14 protein-coding genes are annotated in these 14,831 nt (G+C 41.8%); 9 read left to right on the top strand and 5 right to left on the bottom strand.

Annotation, left to right across the window (positions count from 1 at the left end; translation table 11 throughout):
- The first annotated feature begins 58 nt into the window (after window positions 1-58).
- The 9 genes from miaB to ACQY3F_RS09640 all read left to right on the top strand — a co-directional run bounded on the left by miaB (window position 59) and on the right by ACQY3F_RS09640 (window position 6,495).
- Window positions 59-1,414 carry a tRNA (N6-isopentenyl adenosine(37)-C2)-methylthiotransferase MiaB gene (miaB, locus tag ACQY3F_RS09680; protein WP_428354640.1) on the top strand — a complete coding sequence of 452 codons (1,356 nt, stop codon included), beginning with the start codon at window positions 59-61 and terminating at the stop codon, window positions 1,412-1,414.
- Window positions 1,415-1,417: 3 nt separating this feature from the next.
- Entirely contained in the window at window positions 1,418-2,392 is a 975-nt protein-coding gene (locus ACQY3F_RS09675; RefSeq protein ID WP_428354639.1) for a PhoH family protein, read from the top strand.
- A 5-nt stretch (window positions 2,393-2,397) separates the two neighbouring features.
- Window positions 2,398-2,865, top strand: a complete 468-nt coding sequence (gene ybeY, locus ACQY3F_RS09670) for an rRNA maturation RNase YbeY (protein WP_428354637.1) — start codon at window positions 2,398-2,400, stop codon at window positions 2,863-2,865.
- The gene (locus ACQY3F_RS09665; RefSeq protein ID WP_428354635.1) at window positions 2,858-3,706 is read left to right on the top strand and encodes an HlyC/CorC family transporter; all 849 of its coding nucleotides are present in this window, start codon (window positions 2,858-2,860) and stop codon (window positions 3,704-3,706) included. Before ybeY ends, ACQY3F_RS09665 begins: the two co-directional genes overlap by 8 nt.
- 166 nt (window positions 3,707-3,872) lie before the next feature.
- Window positions 3,873-4,127, top strand: coding sequence for a UDP-N-acetylglucosamine 2-epimerase (locus ACQY3F_RS09660; RefSeq protein ID WP_428357652.1), 255 nt, complete (start codon window positions 3,873-3,875; stop codon window positions 4,125-4,127).
- 119 nt (window positions 4,128-4,246) lie between these two features.
- Window positions 4,247-4,495 carry a hypothetical protein gene (locus ACQY3F_RS09655; RefSeq protein WP_428354634.1) on the top strand — a complete coding sequence of 83 codons (249 nt, stop codon included), beginning with the start codon at window positions 4,247-4,249 and terminating at the stop codon, window positions 4,493-4,495.
- Window positions 4,483-4,602, top strand: a complete 120-nt coding sequence (locus tag ACQY3F_RS09650; RefSeq protein ID WP_428354633.1) for a hypothetical protein — start codon at window positions 4,483-4,485, stop codon at window positions 4,600-4,602. The genes ACQY3F_RS09655 and ACQY3F_RS09650 overlap by 13 nt, the downstream gene beginning before the upstream one ends.
- Before the next feature lie 52 nt (window positions 4,603-4,654).
- A complete protein-coding gene (locus tag ACQY3F_RS09645; RefSeq protein ID WP_428354632.1) occupies window positions 4,655-4,927 on the top strand; it encodes a hypothetical protein in 273 nt (90 codons plus the stop codon).
- Window positions 4,928-5,298: 371 nt separating this feature from the next.
- On the top strand, window positions 5,299-6,495 hold the full coding sequence (locus ACQY3F_RS09640) for an ISAzo13 family transposase (RefSeq protein WP_428352931.1): 1,197 nt from the start codon (window positions 5,299-5,301) through the stop codon (window positions 6,493-6,495).
- Window positions 6,496-6,866: 371 nt separating this feature from the next.
- Here ACQY3F_RS09640 and ACQY3F_RS09635 read toward each other — a convergent pair whose 3' ends face one another.
- From ACQY3F_RS09635 to ligA, 5 genes are all read right to left on the bottom strand, one after another.
- On the bottom strand, window positions 6,867-7,823 hold the full coding sequence (locus ACQY3F_RS09635) for a DHH family phosphoesterase (RefSeq protein ID WP_428354631.1): 957 nt from the start codon (window positions 7,821-7,823) through the stop codon (window positions 6,867-6,869).
- A gap of 4 nt (window positions 7,824-7,827) precedes the next feature.
- Window positions 7,828-8,451: an adenylyl-sulfate kinase gene (gene cysC, locus ACQY3F_RS09630; protein ID WP_428354630.1), complete on the bottom strand. Its 624-nt coding sequence runs from the start codon at window positions 8,449-8,451 to the stop codon at window positions 7,828-7,830.
- A gap of 224 nt (window positions 8,452-8,675) precedes the next feature.
- On the bottom strand, window positions 8,676-9,515 hold the full coding sequence (locus ACQY3F_RS09625; RefSeq protein WP_428354629.1) for an alpha/beta fold hydrolase: 840 nt from the start codon (window positions 9,513-9,515) through the stop codon (window positions 8,676-8,678).
- 1,047 nt (window positions 9,516-10,562) lie between these two features.
- Window positions 10,563-12,446, bottom strand: a complete 1,884-nt coding sequence (locus ACQY3F_RS09620) for an IS1634 family transposase (RefSeq protein WP_428353388.1) — start codon at window positions 12,444-12,446, stop codon at window positions 10,563-10,565.
- Window positions 12,447-12,788: 342 nt separating this feature from the next.
- Window positions 12,789-14,813: an NAD-dependent DNA ligase LigA gene (gene ligA / locus ACQY3F_RS09615; protein ID WP_428354628.1), complete on the bottom strand. Its 2,025-nt coding sequence runs from the start codon at window positions 14,811-14,813 to the stop codon at window positions 12,789-12,791.
- Between the last annotated feature and the right edge of the window lie 18 nt (window positions 14,814-14,831).

Here is a 14,831-nt window from a genome sequence, read left to right as displayed (position 1 = left end):
TTTACTGTCAAACAAACTTGATAGTTGTTAGCAATACAGGTTAACCCTCACGTAGTCTATGGCGCAGAAATTATTTATTTTGACGACAGGTTGTCAAATGAACGAGTACGATTCGGATAAAATGGCCGATGTACTGAAAGCTTCTCATAATATGGAAGTAACGGAAACGCCGGAAGAAGCGGATGTCTTGCTGTTAAATACTTGTTCAATTCGAGAAAAAGCGCAAGAAAAAGTATTTTCATTATTGGGTCGCTGGCGCAAAATAAAAGCAAAGCGCCCGGATATTATTATCGGTGTCGGTGGTTGTGTCGCGAGTCAGGAGGGTGAGGCGATTCAAAAGCGTGCACCCTTTGTTGATATTGTCTTTGGTCCGCAAACCCTGCATCGTTTACCTGAACTACTGAATAAATCACGTAGCGGTGTCAAGCGGGTAGTTGATATATCCTTTCCCGAAATTGAAAAATTCGATGCCTTACCTGAGCCCAGAGCAGACGGCCCCAAGGCCTTTGTGTCGGTAATGGAAGGTTGTAGTAAGTATTGCACCTTCTGTGTGGTGCCGTATACGCGCGGAGAGGAAATTAGCCGTCCGGTACAGAGTGTACTTGATGAGATTACCACTCTTGCCGAGCAAGGTGTAAGGGAAGTTAATCTGCTGGGTCAAAATGTCAATGCTTTCCGTGGTGAAATGGAAGACGGCGAGCTTGCTGATTTTGCACTATTACTGCACTTCGTAGCCGCTATAGATGGCATTGATCGAATTCGTTTTACCACCTCACATCCAATAGAGTTCACTGATGAACTAGTGGATGCCTTCGCCGAAATTCCTGAACTAGTCAATCATCTTCATTTACCCGTACAAAGTGGTAGCGATAGCATTTTATCAATGATGAAGCGCGGACATACGCGAGCTGATTATTTAACTACCATGGAAAAAGTTAAAGCCGTGCGACCGGGTATCAGCTTATCTTCCGATTTCATTATTGGTTTTCCGGGTGAAACGGATGCGGATTTTGCCGATACCATGGATTTAATTGAGCAAGTCGGTTTTGATTTTTCTTATAGTTTTGTTTATAGCCCACGCCCAGGAACGCCAGCTGCAGATTTTCCTGACGATACTAGCGAAGACACAAAAAAACAACGACTGAAAATATTACAGAAGCGCTTAGATGAAATGACTATGGCGATATCCTCGGGAATGGTTGATACGGTACAGACAGTACTAGTTGAAGGTGTCTCTAAGAAAAATCAGTTACAGGTAACGGGGCGGACAGAAAATAATCGTGTGGTGAATTTTATAGGCCATCCTCGTCTAACAGGGCAGTTTGTTGATGTGCTGGTTACCGAAGCTTTGCCTAACTCTCTGCGCGGCAGATTAGTAGAATCCTCTCTTGATAAAATCTTACAGCAGGTATAGTGGGTGAGCAGAGAAACATTAGAATTAACCCTGGAACCTGTTGATAATCAGCGTTTAGCAAATCTGTGTGGGCAGTTTAATGCACATTTACAGCAAATAGAACGACGCTTAAACGTAGAAATTGCTAATCGAGGTAATCAATTTAAAATCACGGGGTTAGTCCAGGCGACTAAAGCGACTAAAGCAATATTACAAGCATTGTTTAGTGATGCTGCAAATGAAGAGATTACGCCCGAACAGATTCACCTATCCATGCAACAGTCAAATATAGAAGATATAGTAGAGGAATCTCCTCAGGATGAGGTCAACTCAGAAGTCTTTATTAAAACCAAGCGTGGTGTTTTAAAAGGGCGAGGAAGCAATCAAAGGGACTATTTAAAAAGAATAATGTCTTATGATATTAATTTTGGCGTTGGACCTGCCGGAACAGGAAAAACCTATTTAGCGGTTGCTTGTGCGGTGGAGGCATTACAGTCAGAGCAAGTGCGACGTATCGTACTGGTAAGACCTGCAGTAGAAGCTGGCGAGAAATTGGGTTTTTTGCCGGGTGATATGGCGCAAAAAGTCGATCCTTATTTAAGGCCTCTTTATGATGCCCTGTATGAAATGTTAGGTGTTGAGCGGACAGAGAAATTGATTGAGCGTAAAGTTATCGAGGTTGCGCCACTCGCATTTATGCGGGGTCGCACCTTAAATGATGCGTTTATTATTTTGGATGAAGCGCAAAATACGACAAATGAGCAGATTAAAATGTTCTTAACACGAGTAGGCTTTGGTTCGACAACAGTTATTACGGGGGATATTACCCAGATAGATTTACCCAACGAGAAAATGTCAGGCCTAAAGCATGTTTTAAAGGTACTCAAAGACGTTGATGGTATTAGCTTTACATTTTTTAATGCTAAAGATGTCGTGCGACATCCTTTGGTGCAGCGTATCGTGGTAGCCTACGAAGACTATGAGCGCAAGCAAGACTGATGCTAATGCGTAACCTGGAAGTACAGCGAATTATCGATTCCCCTCTCTTGCCTGACGATGCAGAACTGCAGCTTTGGGTAGAAAAGGCACTGATTGATTATACTAGGGATGCAGAAGTCCTTATCCGTATCGTTGATACTCAAGAGATAACAGATCTGAATGAAAAATATCGGCATAAGCAAGGCCCTACAAATATATTAAGTTTTCCGTTTGAAAAGCCTGCAGACGTAGAAGGTCTCCATCTGTTAGGTGACCTGGTTGTTTGTGCTGAAGTTTTGCAACTGGAAGCAAGAAATCAGGGTAAAGCCTTAAGTGATCATTGGGCACATATTATAATCCATGGTGTTTTGCATCTTATTGGTTTTGATCATATTAATGACACAGAAGCTCATGAGATGGAAACGAAAGAAGTTTATTTGTTACAACAATTAAAGATAGATAATCCTTATCAGGAGAATGAAGTAAATGGCTGACGAGCTAGCGGACGGTAATAAATCTTCGCAAAAAAGCTGGATGGAACGTATTGGACAGATGATGGGGGGAGAGCCTCAAGATAGAGAAGATTTGTTAGGTATTTTAAGAGAGGCAGAAGAAAAACATCTTTTAGATAAATATGCGCTGAAGATGTTAGAAGGTGTATTGCAGGTTTCTGAGCAGCGAGCACGCGATGTCATGGTGCCGCGCAAGAAAATGATCGTACTTAAAAAGGACGCCTCATTAGAAGATATTTATCCGGTGGTTATCGAATATGGTCACTCACGGTTTCCGGTGATTAGTGAAGATAAAAGTGAAGTCGTCGGAATACTATTAGCAAAGGATTTGTTGGTACATGCTTTAGATAGAAAAAATATTAAAGTCGAAGAGCTCATGCGTACTGCAACTGTAGTGCCGGAAAGCAAAAGGCTGAATGTCCTATTAAAAGAATTTCGGTCAAAACGTAGCCATATGGCAATTGTGGTAGATGAGTATGGTGCGGTAGCAGGTGTCGTCACCATTGAAGATGTGTTGGAGCAAATTGTAGGTGAGATAGAAGACGAACATGACTATGCAGATGAAGAGTACATTACAAAGCGTAGTGATAAAGAGTATATTGTACAAGCGTTAACACCACTAGAAGACTTTAATGAATACTTCTCGGTAAATTTTGATACCGAAGAATTTGATACGATAGGCGGCTTTATTGTTGGGCGTTTAGAGCACATGCCTAAAAAAGGTGAAAAAGTCGAAGAAGACAGGTTTCGTTTTGAGGTACTAAGAGCAGATGGGCGCCAGGTTCATTTGCTAAAGTTAAAAATTAAGGGTAAAAAGAAATAAAGCAGTTGTTATTTAACTAAGGATGCAAAAATGATAATAGGCAATATTGGTAATAAAGTGAAGAAAAGGGGTAACTACTCAGCGTAAATAATTAAAAAAGTTCTTGACAGGGTTTTAGCCCGATTTTTGTGTTTTTTAGTCTCCTGCATACCCGCTATAAAATAGGCTGTTTATTGCCTCTGTCTATATAGTTAGTCGCTATGTTTATTTAATGAGTATTGCGACTATTAGTCTTACCGACTCAGGGGGCATTCAAGAAGAAGCACCTTCTTTAGCTAAACCCGTGTTGGAAATGTGGGATACGACTGAAAGACCAGAGTCGGTAACAGCGGGTACTGTTAGGCTAGTAGGTGCTGATAAAGAAAAATCACCCAGAATGTATGTCTACTTTTGGATAATCAAGAGGAATATCGTAAAATGAGTTTCGCACATAATCCCTATGGTGATGGTCAGGCTAGTCAACGAATAGTCGAGGGAGTTGCGACCTATGCATAAAACAGTATTTAAAAAGTTTCGGTAATAGGATTAGGCTACATAGGCTTGCCAACAGCCGCGGTGATTGCTTCAAGAGGTGTAGAGGTTATCGGCGTAGATGTCTCGCAACATGCTGTGGATACGATTAATCAGGGTAAAATTCATATCGTCGAGCCTGACCTGGATATGCTGGTGCAAAGTGCGGTAACCACTGGGAAATTACGGGCGATTATAGAACCAGAAGCGGCCGATGTGATTATGATTGCTGTGCCGACACCTTTTTCTGATGGCTTAAACCGGATGTGTCTTATATAGAATCCGCCGTTAAAAAAATTGCCCCAGTGCTTGAAAAAGGGAATTTGGTTATTTTAGAATCGACTTCTCCGGTGGGTACTACTGAAAAGATTTCGCAATGGAAGTGAACAGACGGATATACAAGTTGCACATTGCCCTGAGCGAGTACTGCCTGGTCATGTGATACAGGAACTGGTTTCAAATGATAGAGTGATAGGTGGCATAACACCTTATTGTGCTGAGAAGGCAAAATCTTTATATCAATTATTTGTTAAAGCTGAATGTATTATCACTGATGTACGAACAGCTGAAATGGCAAAATTAACTGAGAATTCCTTTAGAGATGTGAATATTGCTTTTGCGAATGAATTGTCTCTCATTTGCGATAAGCTCAGTATCAATGTTTGGGAACTTATTAAGCTGGCAAACCGTCACCCCCGTGTGAATAATTAAAACTTGGGCCTGGTGTGGGTGGGCATTGTATAGCAGTTGATTTTTGGTTTATAGTTGACTCCGCTCCGGATGAGGCAAGATTGATTCGAACAACTAGGTAAGTAAATGATTCAAATCCCGAGTTCGTACTGAATAAATTTCGCCATGTTGCTGAACAATTTAAGCACCCTAAAGTCGCATTATTAGGTTTGGCTTTCAACGCAGATATTGATGATTTAAGAGAAAGTCCCGTCGTTGGAATTGCACAGAAAGTGATACTAGAAAGCTTAGGGAGATGGAAAGAAATAATCATCCAAACGAAGTAAGCTTGTGTCTCAATAATTTATAATAATGAATTCTGAATTTATTCTCACACTAGGCAGATAAGCTTGTTGATATTAACAGATAGCATTATAGGTTGGATTATAAATACAGCCCATCGTTTAAAAGGCTCGGTACGTCGTATATTCATGGCTGAAACGGTGGAGCTACTAGGCTCAGGTGGTGCAAGTATTGCTGAAGAAAAACTAGGATGGAATAGAGGCACTATCCGAAAAGGACAATATGAACTTGAAACTCAGCCCATAGAAGATAATTTTTCAGCGAGAGGGCGTAATAAAAGTGAAGAGCATTTTCCTCATCTACTTGATGACATAAAAAAAATTGCTGAACCGGAGTGTCAAACGGATCCCTCTTTTAATTCCTGTCGATTATATACCCGGCTAACGGCTAAAGAAGTTAGAAAACGTTTACTGGAGATTGATTATTACGATGAAAAAACATTACCTTGCTCAAAAACTATCAATACAAAATTAAATGACCTGAGTTACCATCCAAAAAAGGTACAAAAAACAAAGCCTCATAAGAAAATCAAGGAAACGGATGCAATTTTTGAACAAGTTCATTCAGTCAATGGAATGGCAGATATCAACCCAAAAGAGATTCGTATATCAATTGATGCCAAAGCAAGAATGAATATAGGAAATTTTTCACGGGGAGGACGAAATCGGGTTTTAACAAAAGCAGAGGATCATGATTTAGATGTTAAGGAAAAGTTAACTCCTTTTGGTTTTTATCTGCCTGAACATGATGATTTTTTCCTTTTCTTTACAGCAGGCTATGCCAGCAGTGATTTCATCGTTGACCGATTGGAAGAAATTTGGCCAGAAATTCAAGAAAAATATGGAGTAGATATTCTGACAATTAACGCTGACAATGGTATGGAGAACAGTAGCTCCAGAACTCAGTTTATAAAAAGGCTTGTGGAGTTTGCTGAAAAAAGCAACATAAAGATAAAACTGGCCTACTACCCTCCTTATCATAGTAAATATAACCCAATTGAACGAGTATGGGGAGCCTATGAAAATCATATTAGTGGCGACATAATGGATACAGTTGAAACAACTTTAAAATTTGCCAAAAGTATGACCTACAATGGCAAAGCACCTATTGTTAAATTAACAGAAAAAATATATGAAACAGGAGTAAAGGTAGGTAAAAAAGCAATGAAGACGTATTATCAGTTTGTTGACCGAATGCCATCGTTGGAGAAATGGTTTTTGACCATTTCTCCTGGTTGTTCTGGATGATTATTTCTTTCCATCTCCCTTATGCCTCCGGCGGCCCCGATTCGTCCTCGTCCCGACCCAATAAGGGGGCGGAACATTGGCTCCAAATGACTTGACGCCGTGTCGGATGGCCTTTTTATTTTGTCTCCCCCTTCGCTATCGCTCAGACTACGACAAAACAATCGGCCCTACGGCTATCGCGGACTAAAAATCATCACTTCGCTCGCGCTCCGTTTCCATGATTTTCAGCGTATGAAACACTTTTATAACTTTACAGAAAAACTCGAACATTTGTGAATGAGTGTTCATGCTTGTATGGTGGGTAGGTAAAGCATAAAAGCAATTTGAAATAGGGGTACTATGATTGGATAGGTGAGTGTAGAAACAAATGTTTATTTATAAATATCATTAAACTTGGCAATAAAGGCGGGTAAAGTAGTCAGTGGCAAGTGGTTGATTCCCGCAGCCGCTTTACGCCCACCACCGGTAGGAAATGAAGAACATAGTTCGTCAGCCATTATTTTGTTATTTAAAGGGGCTCTTACGCTAACTTGGTAGTCATTATCTGGTGTTAAAGTAAGAACTGCATGTGCCTTATCAGGGGATTGGTTCGCCAGGTCATTACTAAAAACACCACTTACTCGTCTTGCCCAGGCATGATCAGGTAATATAAAAACGGCAGTTTTGTTACAACTATATTCTGGTTTTATCTGCACTGCTTGCTGCATATCTTGGAGATATCCATTTTCTAATTGCTGATAGATAAGGTGATTCTGGTTAATGAAATCTAATGGCGATTTGTAGTTTGTCATTTCAAGATAGAGCTTATCCGGGGGGAAGTGCAAATCTTCAAGGCAACTCCCATAACCATTATAGTTGATGTAGGTCCCCAGGTTTTTTAGTAACTGAAGGTTTTGAGCGTTGATATTAATAGACTTGGCCAGAAACTCTGCACTGTCGTACAAATTATCCCCGAATGCTGCAGTAATTGCCCACATTGAGAATTGACCTGATAGATGTTTGTCTATGATTAAACTGGTACACGTATCCGTACTAGTATCAATTAATGCAGTTAAGTTTGGGTGTTCTGGTATATTACCCGCCTGGTGATGGTCTGCATAGAATATGTTTGCACCCCTAGACAGTAAATCATTTAGTTGCTGACTATTTTTTTGCATAGAAATATCTAAAACAGTTAGCTGATCACCTTTAAGGGCATCGACTCTTTTGAGTAATTGTATATCTCGTTTAATACCCGTGATTAATGTCGATTCAAGAGGGTTTGCGAGGCGCAATTGTATCAGGGCGCAGATGCCATCAGCATCACCATTAAAAATGTCGTAATACATTGTTTTAGCTTGCTTCCGGTAATATATGTCTTTCGCGTAATAATGCAATAACCTGGTTTGCAGCTGCTTCAAGGCTTAGCGAATTTGTGTCTACTTTTAACTCAGGTTTAACTGGCGCTTCATAGGGGGAGGAGATACCAGTGAAGTCTTTGATTTCACCGTTACGCGCCCTTTTATAAAGTCCTTTCACATCTCTGGTTTCACAAACTTCTAACGGACAGTAACAGTGGATTTCGATGAAATCACCATGAGGCATTAGGCTTCTTGCCATTTCTCTTTCGACTTTAAAGGGTGAAATGAAAGCTGTTAAAGTTATCACGCCTGCTTCTAACATTAGCTTTGCAGCTTCACTAATACGGCGGATATTTTCTTTGCGGTCCTGGTCACTAAAGCCTAGGTCCTTATTAAGACCATGACGTACATTATCACCATCCAGAACAAAGGTATTCAGCCCAAGTTGGTAGAGTTTTTCTTCTACTGCATGAGCTAAGGTTGACTTTCCGGAACCAGATAAGCCAGTAAACCAGAGGACAACAGATTTATGTTTGTTTTTTTCTTCACGGCGTTTCCTGCTGACAGTAGATTGATGCCAAACGACATTGCTGGATTTTTCCGGTTGTTTGCTCATAATAGAGAATTATAGAATAAAGGATTGGAGGGGATTTGATATTTCTGGTTGTAAAGGTTAGCAAAGCATACTAAGTACATATGGTGAATTAATTTAACATTTTTGTAGGTGCGCTCTCACGAGTCACAAAAAGACGCTCTACGCAAAACCTTAACACAAATGTTAATTAACGACCACTCTCTCTCCCTAACGCCTGAATTAATCTTATAGCACGAATGAACTCTTTAAAAGAGCTTTAAAATTTCAGGCCATACTTGAGTCCAGCAACAGCGGTGGTCCTGGTTCGGAACTAGTAGGAACTCGGCATTGGCTTGGCTGTTAGCAAATTGCTCGATGATATAGGGCGGTACTATTTTATCTTCGCTAGCGGCAATATGAAGTTGGTGGATCTGAGATGTTTCAGTCGTATGGTCAGCTGGGTTTAAGGAGTTTTGTAACGGTAAGTAACCATGATGCCGGCTCCATTCGTTTACATTCAGGTTTGCTGCAAATGTGACAACTGTTTTGAGTTTGGGAACCTGCTTTGCTAATAACATGGCTAATACTCCGCCTCCGCTATAACCTATCAGGATGACTTGATTATATTTCCTTATTGCCAGCCATTGCCTGAGGGCTTGTGCCATACTCTGTACTACAAGTGAGGAATATCTGTGTGATGTCCAGTATTGAGCCGAGCACTTTGGGTTTTTGTGTAAGCCGTGATAACAGGGTCTGCCCAGAAGAATGGCGGGTGATCGATCCAGCTGCATTAAGTTCAGAATCATCGGGTTTCTGGATGTTGGGTCTATGGCTGGCCAGCGATTGTGTTCCCAGGGAGTACCATCACCATCGAGGTAGACATGGATAATATTGGAATTCTCTTTATAGTGAGCAACAGGGTTTGCAAAGATTTGGTGCTCGAAAATTTGTGTTTTGATGAGTTGTTGGTGGTACTGTAAGTCTATTGCTGTCTGGGAAAAATTTTCAGCAGGCGTAGTACAGCTGTTGAGACAAAAGAAAACAATACAGGCAAATATTCTTTTAATTAACACAGAATTTAGAAAAGCTGTTTTTTTGCAATGCATAAATTTACCTGATTACCCATAAGTCTCAGCTATACTTCGTCATTCCTGATGCTTCTAGCAGGAATCTAGTGGGTTAAGCATAGATTCCCGATAAAAGACTTCGGGAATGACGAGTTTGTTAACATGCTGATTATTCATGTTTTATTTTACTATGGCTGAGAGTCATACGTAATCAGGTAAATTTAAGAATAGTGAACTTAGAGTCGAGAATTTAATAATATCCGCAAGTATAACGCAGGGTCTTGGCATCACAGGCGTGTTAGGAAAATAGGTGCATAGCAGGCTACGTAACTGTTTTTCTAGCGCGACTGAGGCGTCAAAAGAATCGTCTTTCCTGCGTAGGCAGGAACCAGTTAGACTCGGTTATTATTGAATGCTCGCTCCTTAGTTTTTTGGATGGGCAAAGGAGGTACGACGTGCCCATCATGTTTTCGTTGATGGGCACGGATGAAGCCCTTTGCCCATCCTACAGTATTTATTTTGCTGTAACTACTCAGCATGTCTGAGTAGTTACAAAATTCTTTTAAATAACACAGAATTTAGAAAAGCTGTTTTTTTGCAATGCATAAATTAAGAATAGTGGGCTTAGGATCGAGAATTTAATAATATCCGCAAGTATGACCCAAGGTTTTGGCATCACAGGCGTGTTAGGAAAACAGGTGCATAGCAGGCTACGTAACTGTTTTTCTAGCGCGACTGAGGCGTCAAAAGAATCGTCTTTCCTGCGTAGGCAGGAACCAGTTAGACTCGGTTATTATTGAATGCTCGCTGCTTAGTTTTGTAGGATGGGCAAAGGAGGTACGACGTGCCCATCATGTTTTCGTTGATGGGCACGGATGAAGCCCTTTGCCCATCCTACAGTATTTATTTTGCTGTAACTACTCAGCATGTCTGAGTAGTTACAAAATTCTTTTAAATAACACAGAATTTAGAAAAGCTGTTTTTTTGCAATGCATAAATTAAGAATAGTGGGCTTAGGATCGAGAATTTAACCCATCTTCGTGACTTATACAGTCAATTCCCCATTATTTCAATGAGTTAAATTTTTCAATCGGTCTCAGTTGGCACTACAGATTTCATATCAACGGTCGTTTTAATTTTTCCTATCGGGTCGGGGTTAATATTCAAAGCAGTATAGATTTGTTTTTGTCTGGTTTCTGCTTTGCTTGTGGTTCGCAAGTGAATGATTGTATCGTTATCAGTGGGTAAGGTAATGGTCAAACGTTGCTGGGTCGACATAATGTTGCGAATGCTTTCCCAGCTTAGATGAATGCCCTGCAGTTTAAGCTGATAACGCAGTGTATGTACCAAGTGGTAAGCTAATAATGTAATGAATAGCTGTCCGGTAACCCGGTCTTCTTTTTGGTGGTAGACAGGGCGCAAACCCAGTTCGGTTTTCAGGCTTCTAAAGGTCGCTTCAATCTCTGTGAGCATGGTATAGGTCGTCCATAACTGTTCTTCCGACCAGTCAGGGATATTTGTTCTTAGGCAGTACACACCACAGTGTTGATCTTTCTGGTCACTTTCAGGTTTACGTTTCCATTCGATACTGGTGGCTTTGTTTTTTTTGTCATCCGCCATGACGTTGATGGTGTAGTCAGCAGCAACGCGGCTATGTTTTTCACGTAGCCGGCCGATACGTTCCAGTATTTTGTCGTATTTTTTAAGGGTGCCTTTTTTGCTCAGGCCCGTGTGCAGTTTTTCCAGGGCTTCTTCCAGACGAACATGAAAGCGGTTACGGATACCTTGTTCTTTTTTTGCCTTTTGTTCTGAGTGACAATAGAGTCGGGTTTCCCTGGTTTCTGGATCAACTTCACGATACACAACGACATTACTGTCCGGGGTATCCCTGACTGTTACCGGGCTTTCCTGGTCTCTTGGGTTTTTTACGTGCTGTTCTCGACTGACGACGAGATAATGATAATCTTGTTCGATTAACCAGGCAACATTGTCGGCACTGGCAATGCCGGCATCCATGATAACCACCGGCTTTATTTGATGAAAGGGATCCTTGTCTCGCAGTCCCTCAAGCATGAGCTTCAGAGTCGCGGGCTCACTGGCATTGCCGGGAAAAACCTGACTACTCAATGGGAAACCGTCACCATCCAAAATCAGCCCCAGGGTCACTAGTGGACAGTCTGTGCGTTTCTCTTTGGAGCGACCGAATTGCGCTTTCGGGTTTTGGGTACATTGGCCTTCAAAATAAGTATTGGTCAGATCGTACAATACAATCTTGCGGTTTAAATTGAATAAAGTCTGCTCGCGGTTAGCCAGAAATGATTCAAGAGTTGCCTGGTGTTTGAGTAACTTGTCACTGACCGTATATAATCGTGTCAGGCTTGTATTGCCGTAGTCATGATCCAGCAGCTCACCCAGCCCCGTTCGATTTTGCAACCAATCATGTGTTTTCAATTCACTGCCGGGTGAAACTATACGTCCGATGATACTGCCCAGTGCTGTCACCGTATCGATTTTATTAAAGCCCAGTGCTGTGAGTTTCTCATCTAGCTGCAATTGCTGTGCAGCATGCAGTGCCAAGGTTTCCACGCCTATACTGCGGGCATTAATGGCTTCGACATGGTTAATATCAACAGAATGATAATCCCGTTCTGAGCTTTGTGAGTCTAGTGGTTGTGACAGTTTTGCAGTCATCAGTGCGCTATAGCGTTGAGCCGTTGCTTCCAGCAGTTGATTTAAATCATCAGCTAAATGGAATAGCTCTTCCTGATGGGGTTCCGAACCTTGTTGTAATTGTTCAATTCTGGCCGTTAGCAGGGGCCAATACTTTTTCTCGATAGTAAAGTCCGCACCTATATTGAGCAATGTGCGTTGCTTGACTTGTTTCCCTATACGAAAAGACTCAACAATGCGGTAAGTGAAATAAGCGGAGCCGTCTTCCAGACTCTTTGTTTTGGTTCTTCGAATATACATGCCACTAGCATCAAGGAAAAACCAGGAAAAATCAATAGGCAGAGCAAACTAAAATGGCACTACAGGAGCCTCAAAAAAAACACCTTTGATTTTAAAGGAGCTTTTTTGATGAAAATTTTATGCGAACGATAAATCAATAACTTGGAAAGATAAAAGTGACGAAGATGGGTTAATAATATCCGCAAGTATAACGCAGGGTCTTGGCATCACAGGCGTGTTAGGAAAATAGGTGCATAGCAGGCTACGTAACTGTTTTTCTAGCGCGACTGAGGCGTCAAAAGAATCGTCTTTCCTGCGTAGGCAGGAACCAGTTAGACTCGGTTATTATTGAATGCTCGCTGCTTAGTTTTCAGGCTGATTAATAGTCTTTAATAAGTTCAATAATTCGCCTTCAGTTAATATGGCAATACCTAGCTCTTGAGCTTTCGCTAATTTCGAGCCTGCAGCTTCGCCTGCGACAACATAATCTGTTTTTTTAGACACACTCCCTGATACTTTCGCACCCAACTCCTGTAGCGCTTGTTTGGCTTTATTACGGTCCATTTGGGTTAGGGTGCCGGTTAATACATAGGTTTTGCCAGCCAGGGGTAATTCTTGCTTTGCTTTAGCCAGAATTTCTGGCCAATGTATCCCCGCTGCCAGGAGTGCTTGTAAGACTTGCTGATTATGTGCCTGACGAAAAAAGGTGACGATATGTCTGGCGACGATAGCACCGACATCATCCACCTGTTCCAGCTCTTCTACTTCTGCCTTTTGTAAGGCATCCAGCGTAAGATAATGTTCCGCCAAATTCTTTGCCGTAGCCTCGCCAACTTCGCGTATGCCGAGTGCGAGTATAAATTTAGCCAGGGTGGTTTGCTTGCATTTTTGTATTGCATTGAGTAGGTTTTCTGCTTTTTTGGCAGCCATTCGTTCTAAGGGAATGAGTTGTTCGGCTGTTAGCTTAAATAAATCAGCCGGGTTATTAATCAGCTGTTCGTCTACTAGTTGTTCTACAACTTTTTCTCCCAATCCATCAATATTCATGGCTTTACGTGAGGTAAAGTATTTGATTGCTTGTTTGCGCTGGGCTGCACAATATAAGCCGCCCGTACAGCGGGCTATAGCTTCTCCTGCTAAGCGTTCGACTTCAGAATCACACACTGGGCAGGTGATTGGAAAAATAATGTCTCTTTGCGGCTTAGCGCTGGGTAATGCTTTGACAATTTGTGGAATGACATCTGCAGCACGCCTGATAATCACTGTATTGCCAATTTTAAGTTCTAGGCGTGCTATTTCATCAGCATTGTGTAAACTGGCTCGACTCACGGTTACGCCGCCGACAAAGACCGGCTCAAGAATGGCAACCGGGGTAATGGCGCCGGTTCTACCGACCTGAAATTCTACATTAAGTAATTGCGTCTGCTCTTCTTGTGCGGGAAATTTATGTGCCGTCGCCCAGCGGGGAGCGCGCGCTACAAAGCCTAATTGCTCTTGTAACGCGATAGCATCGACTTTATAAACGATACCATCTATTTCATAATCCAGGTTCGCGCGTTTTTCTAGTAGTTGATGATAGGCGGAAATACATTCTTTTGCGCCATTTTGCAAACTCACTTCAGAGGTTAAGGGTAAGCCCCAGGCTTTTAATTGCAGCAAACGTTGATAATGGCTTCCAGCCAGTTTGCCACCCTCCATAATACCGATACCATAACTATAAAAAGCAAGTGGCCTTAGTGCGGTAATATTAGAATCCAGCTGGCGCAGGCTTCCGGCAGCAGCATTACGTGGATTTACAAAGCCTTTGGTGTCAGCGTTCTTTGCCTGCTGGTTAAAAGCATGGAAGTCTTTTATCGGCATAATGACTTCGCCACGCACTTCGAGTCGCTTAGGGATGTCGCCTCCTTGTAGTGTATGCGGAATGTTTTTTATGGTTTTGACATTATGGGTAACATCTTCACCTACGCTTCCGTCACCGCGTGTCGCTGCCCGAACCAGTTTGCCTTGTTGGTATAATAAGCTGATCGCCAGACCGTCTAATTTAGGTTCTACGCAAAAGGTCAGTTCCTGAGTATCTTTTAAGCGATTATAGATACGCTCAATAAACTCATCCAGTTCCTGTTCAGAGTACACATTGCCCAGCGATAACATGGCCATCTCATGCTTTACTTTGCTGAAAGAACTTAATATCGGTCCGCCTACCGTTAGACTGGGGGAATCGGTGGCTGCATATTGTGGGTATTTTTCTTCTAATTCGCGTAAGGAGCGAATTTGTCTGTCATATTCCGCATCAGTAATGGTGGGAGAATCTTGAGTATAGTATGCGTAGTTATGCTCTTGAATTTGCTGGCGTAGCGTGGCTATTTTATGGGCGATTGACTCTGTCATAGGATAATTACTTTCGTT

The organism is Methyloprofundus sp., from assembly GCF_965251085.1.
GTDB lineage: Bacteria > Pseudomonadota > Gammaproteobacteria > Methylococcales > Methylomonadaceae > Methyloprofundus.
Note: the sequence above shows the minus strand (reverse complement) of the source record. Positions and strands in the feature narration are given on the sequence as shown.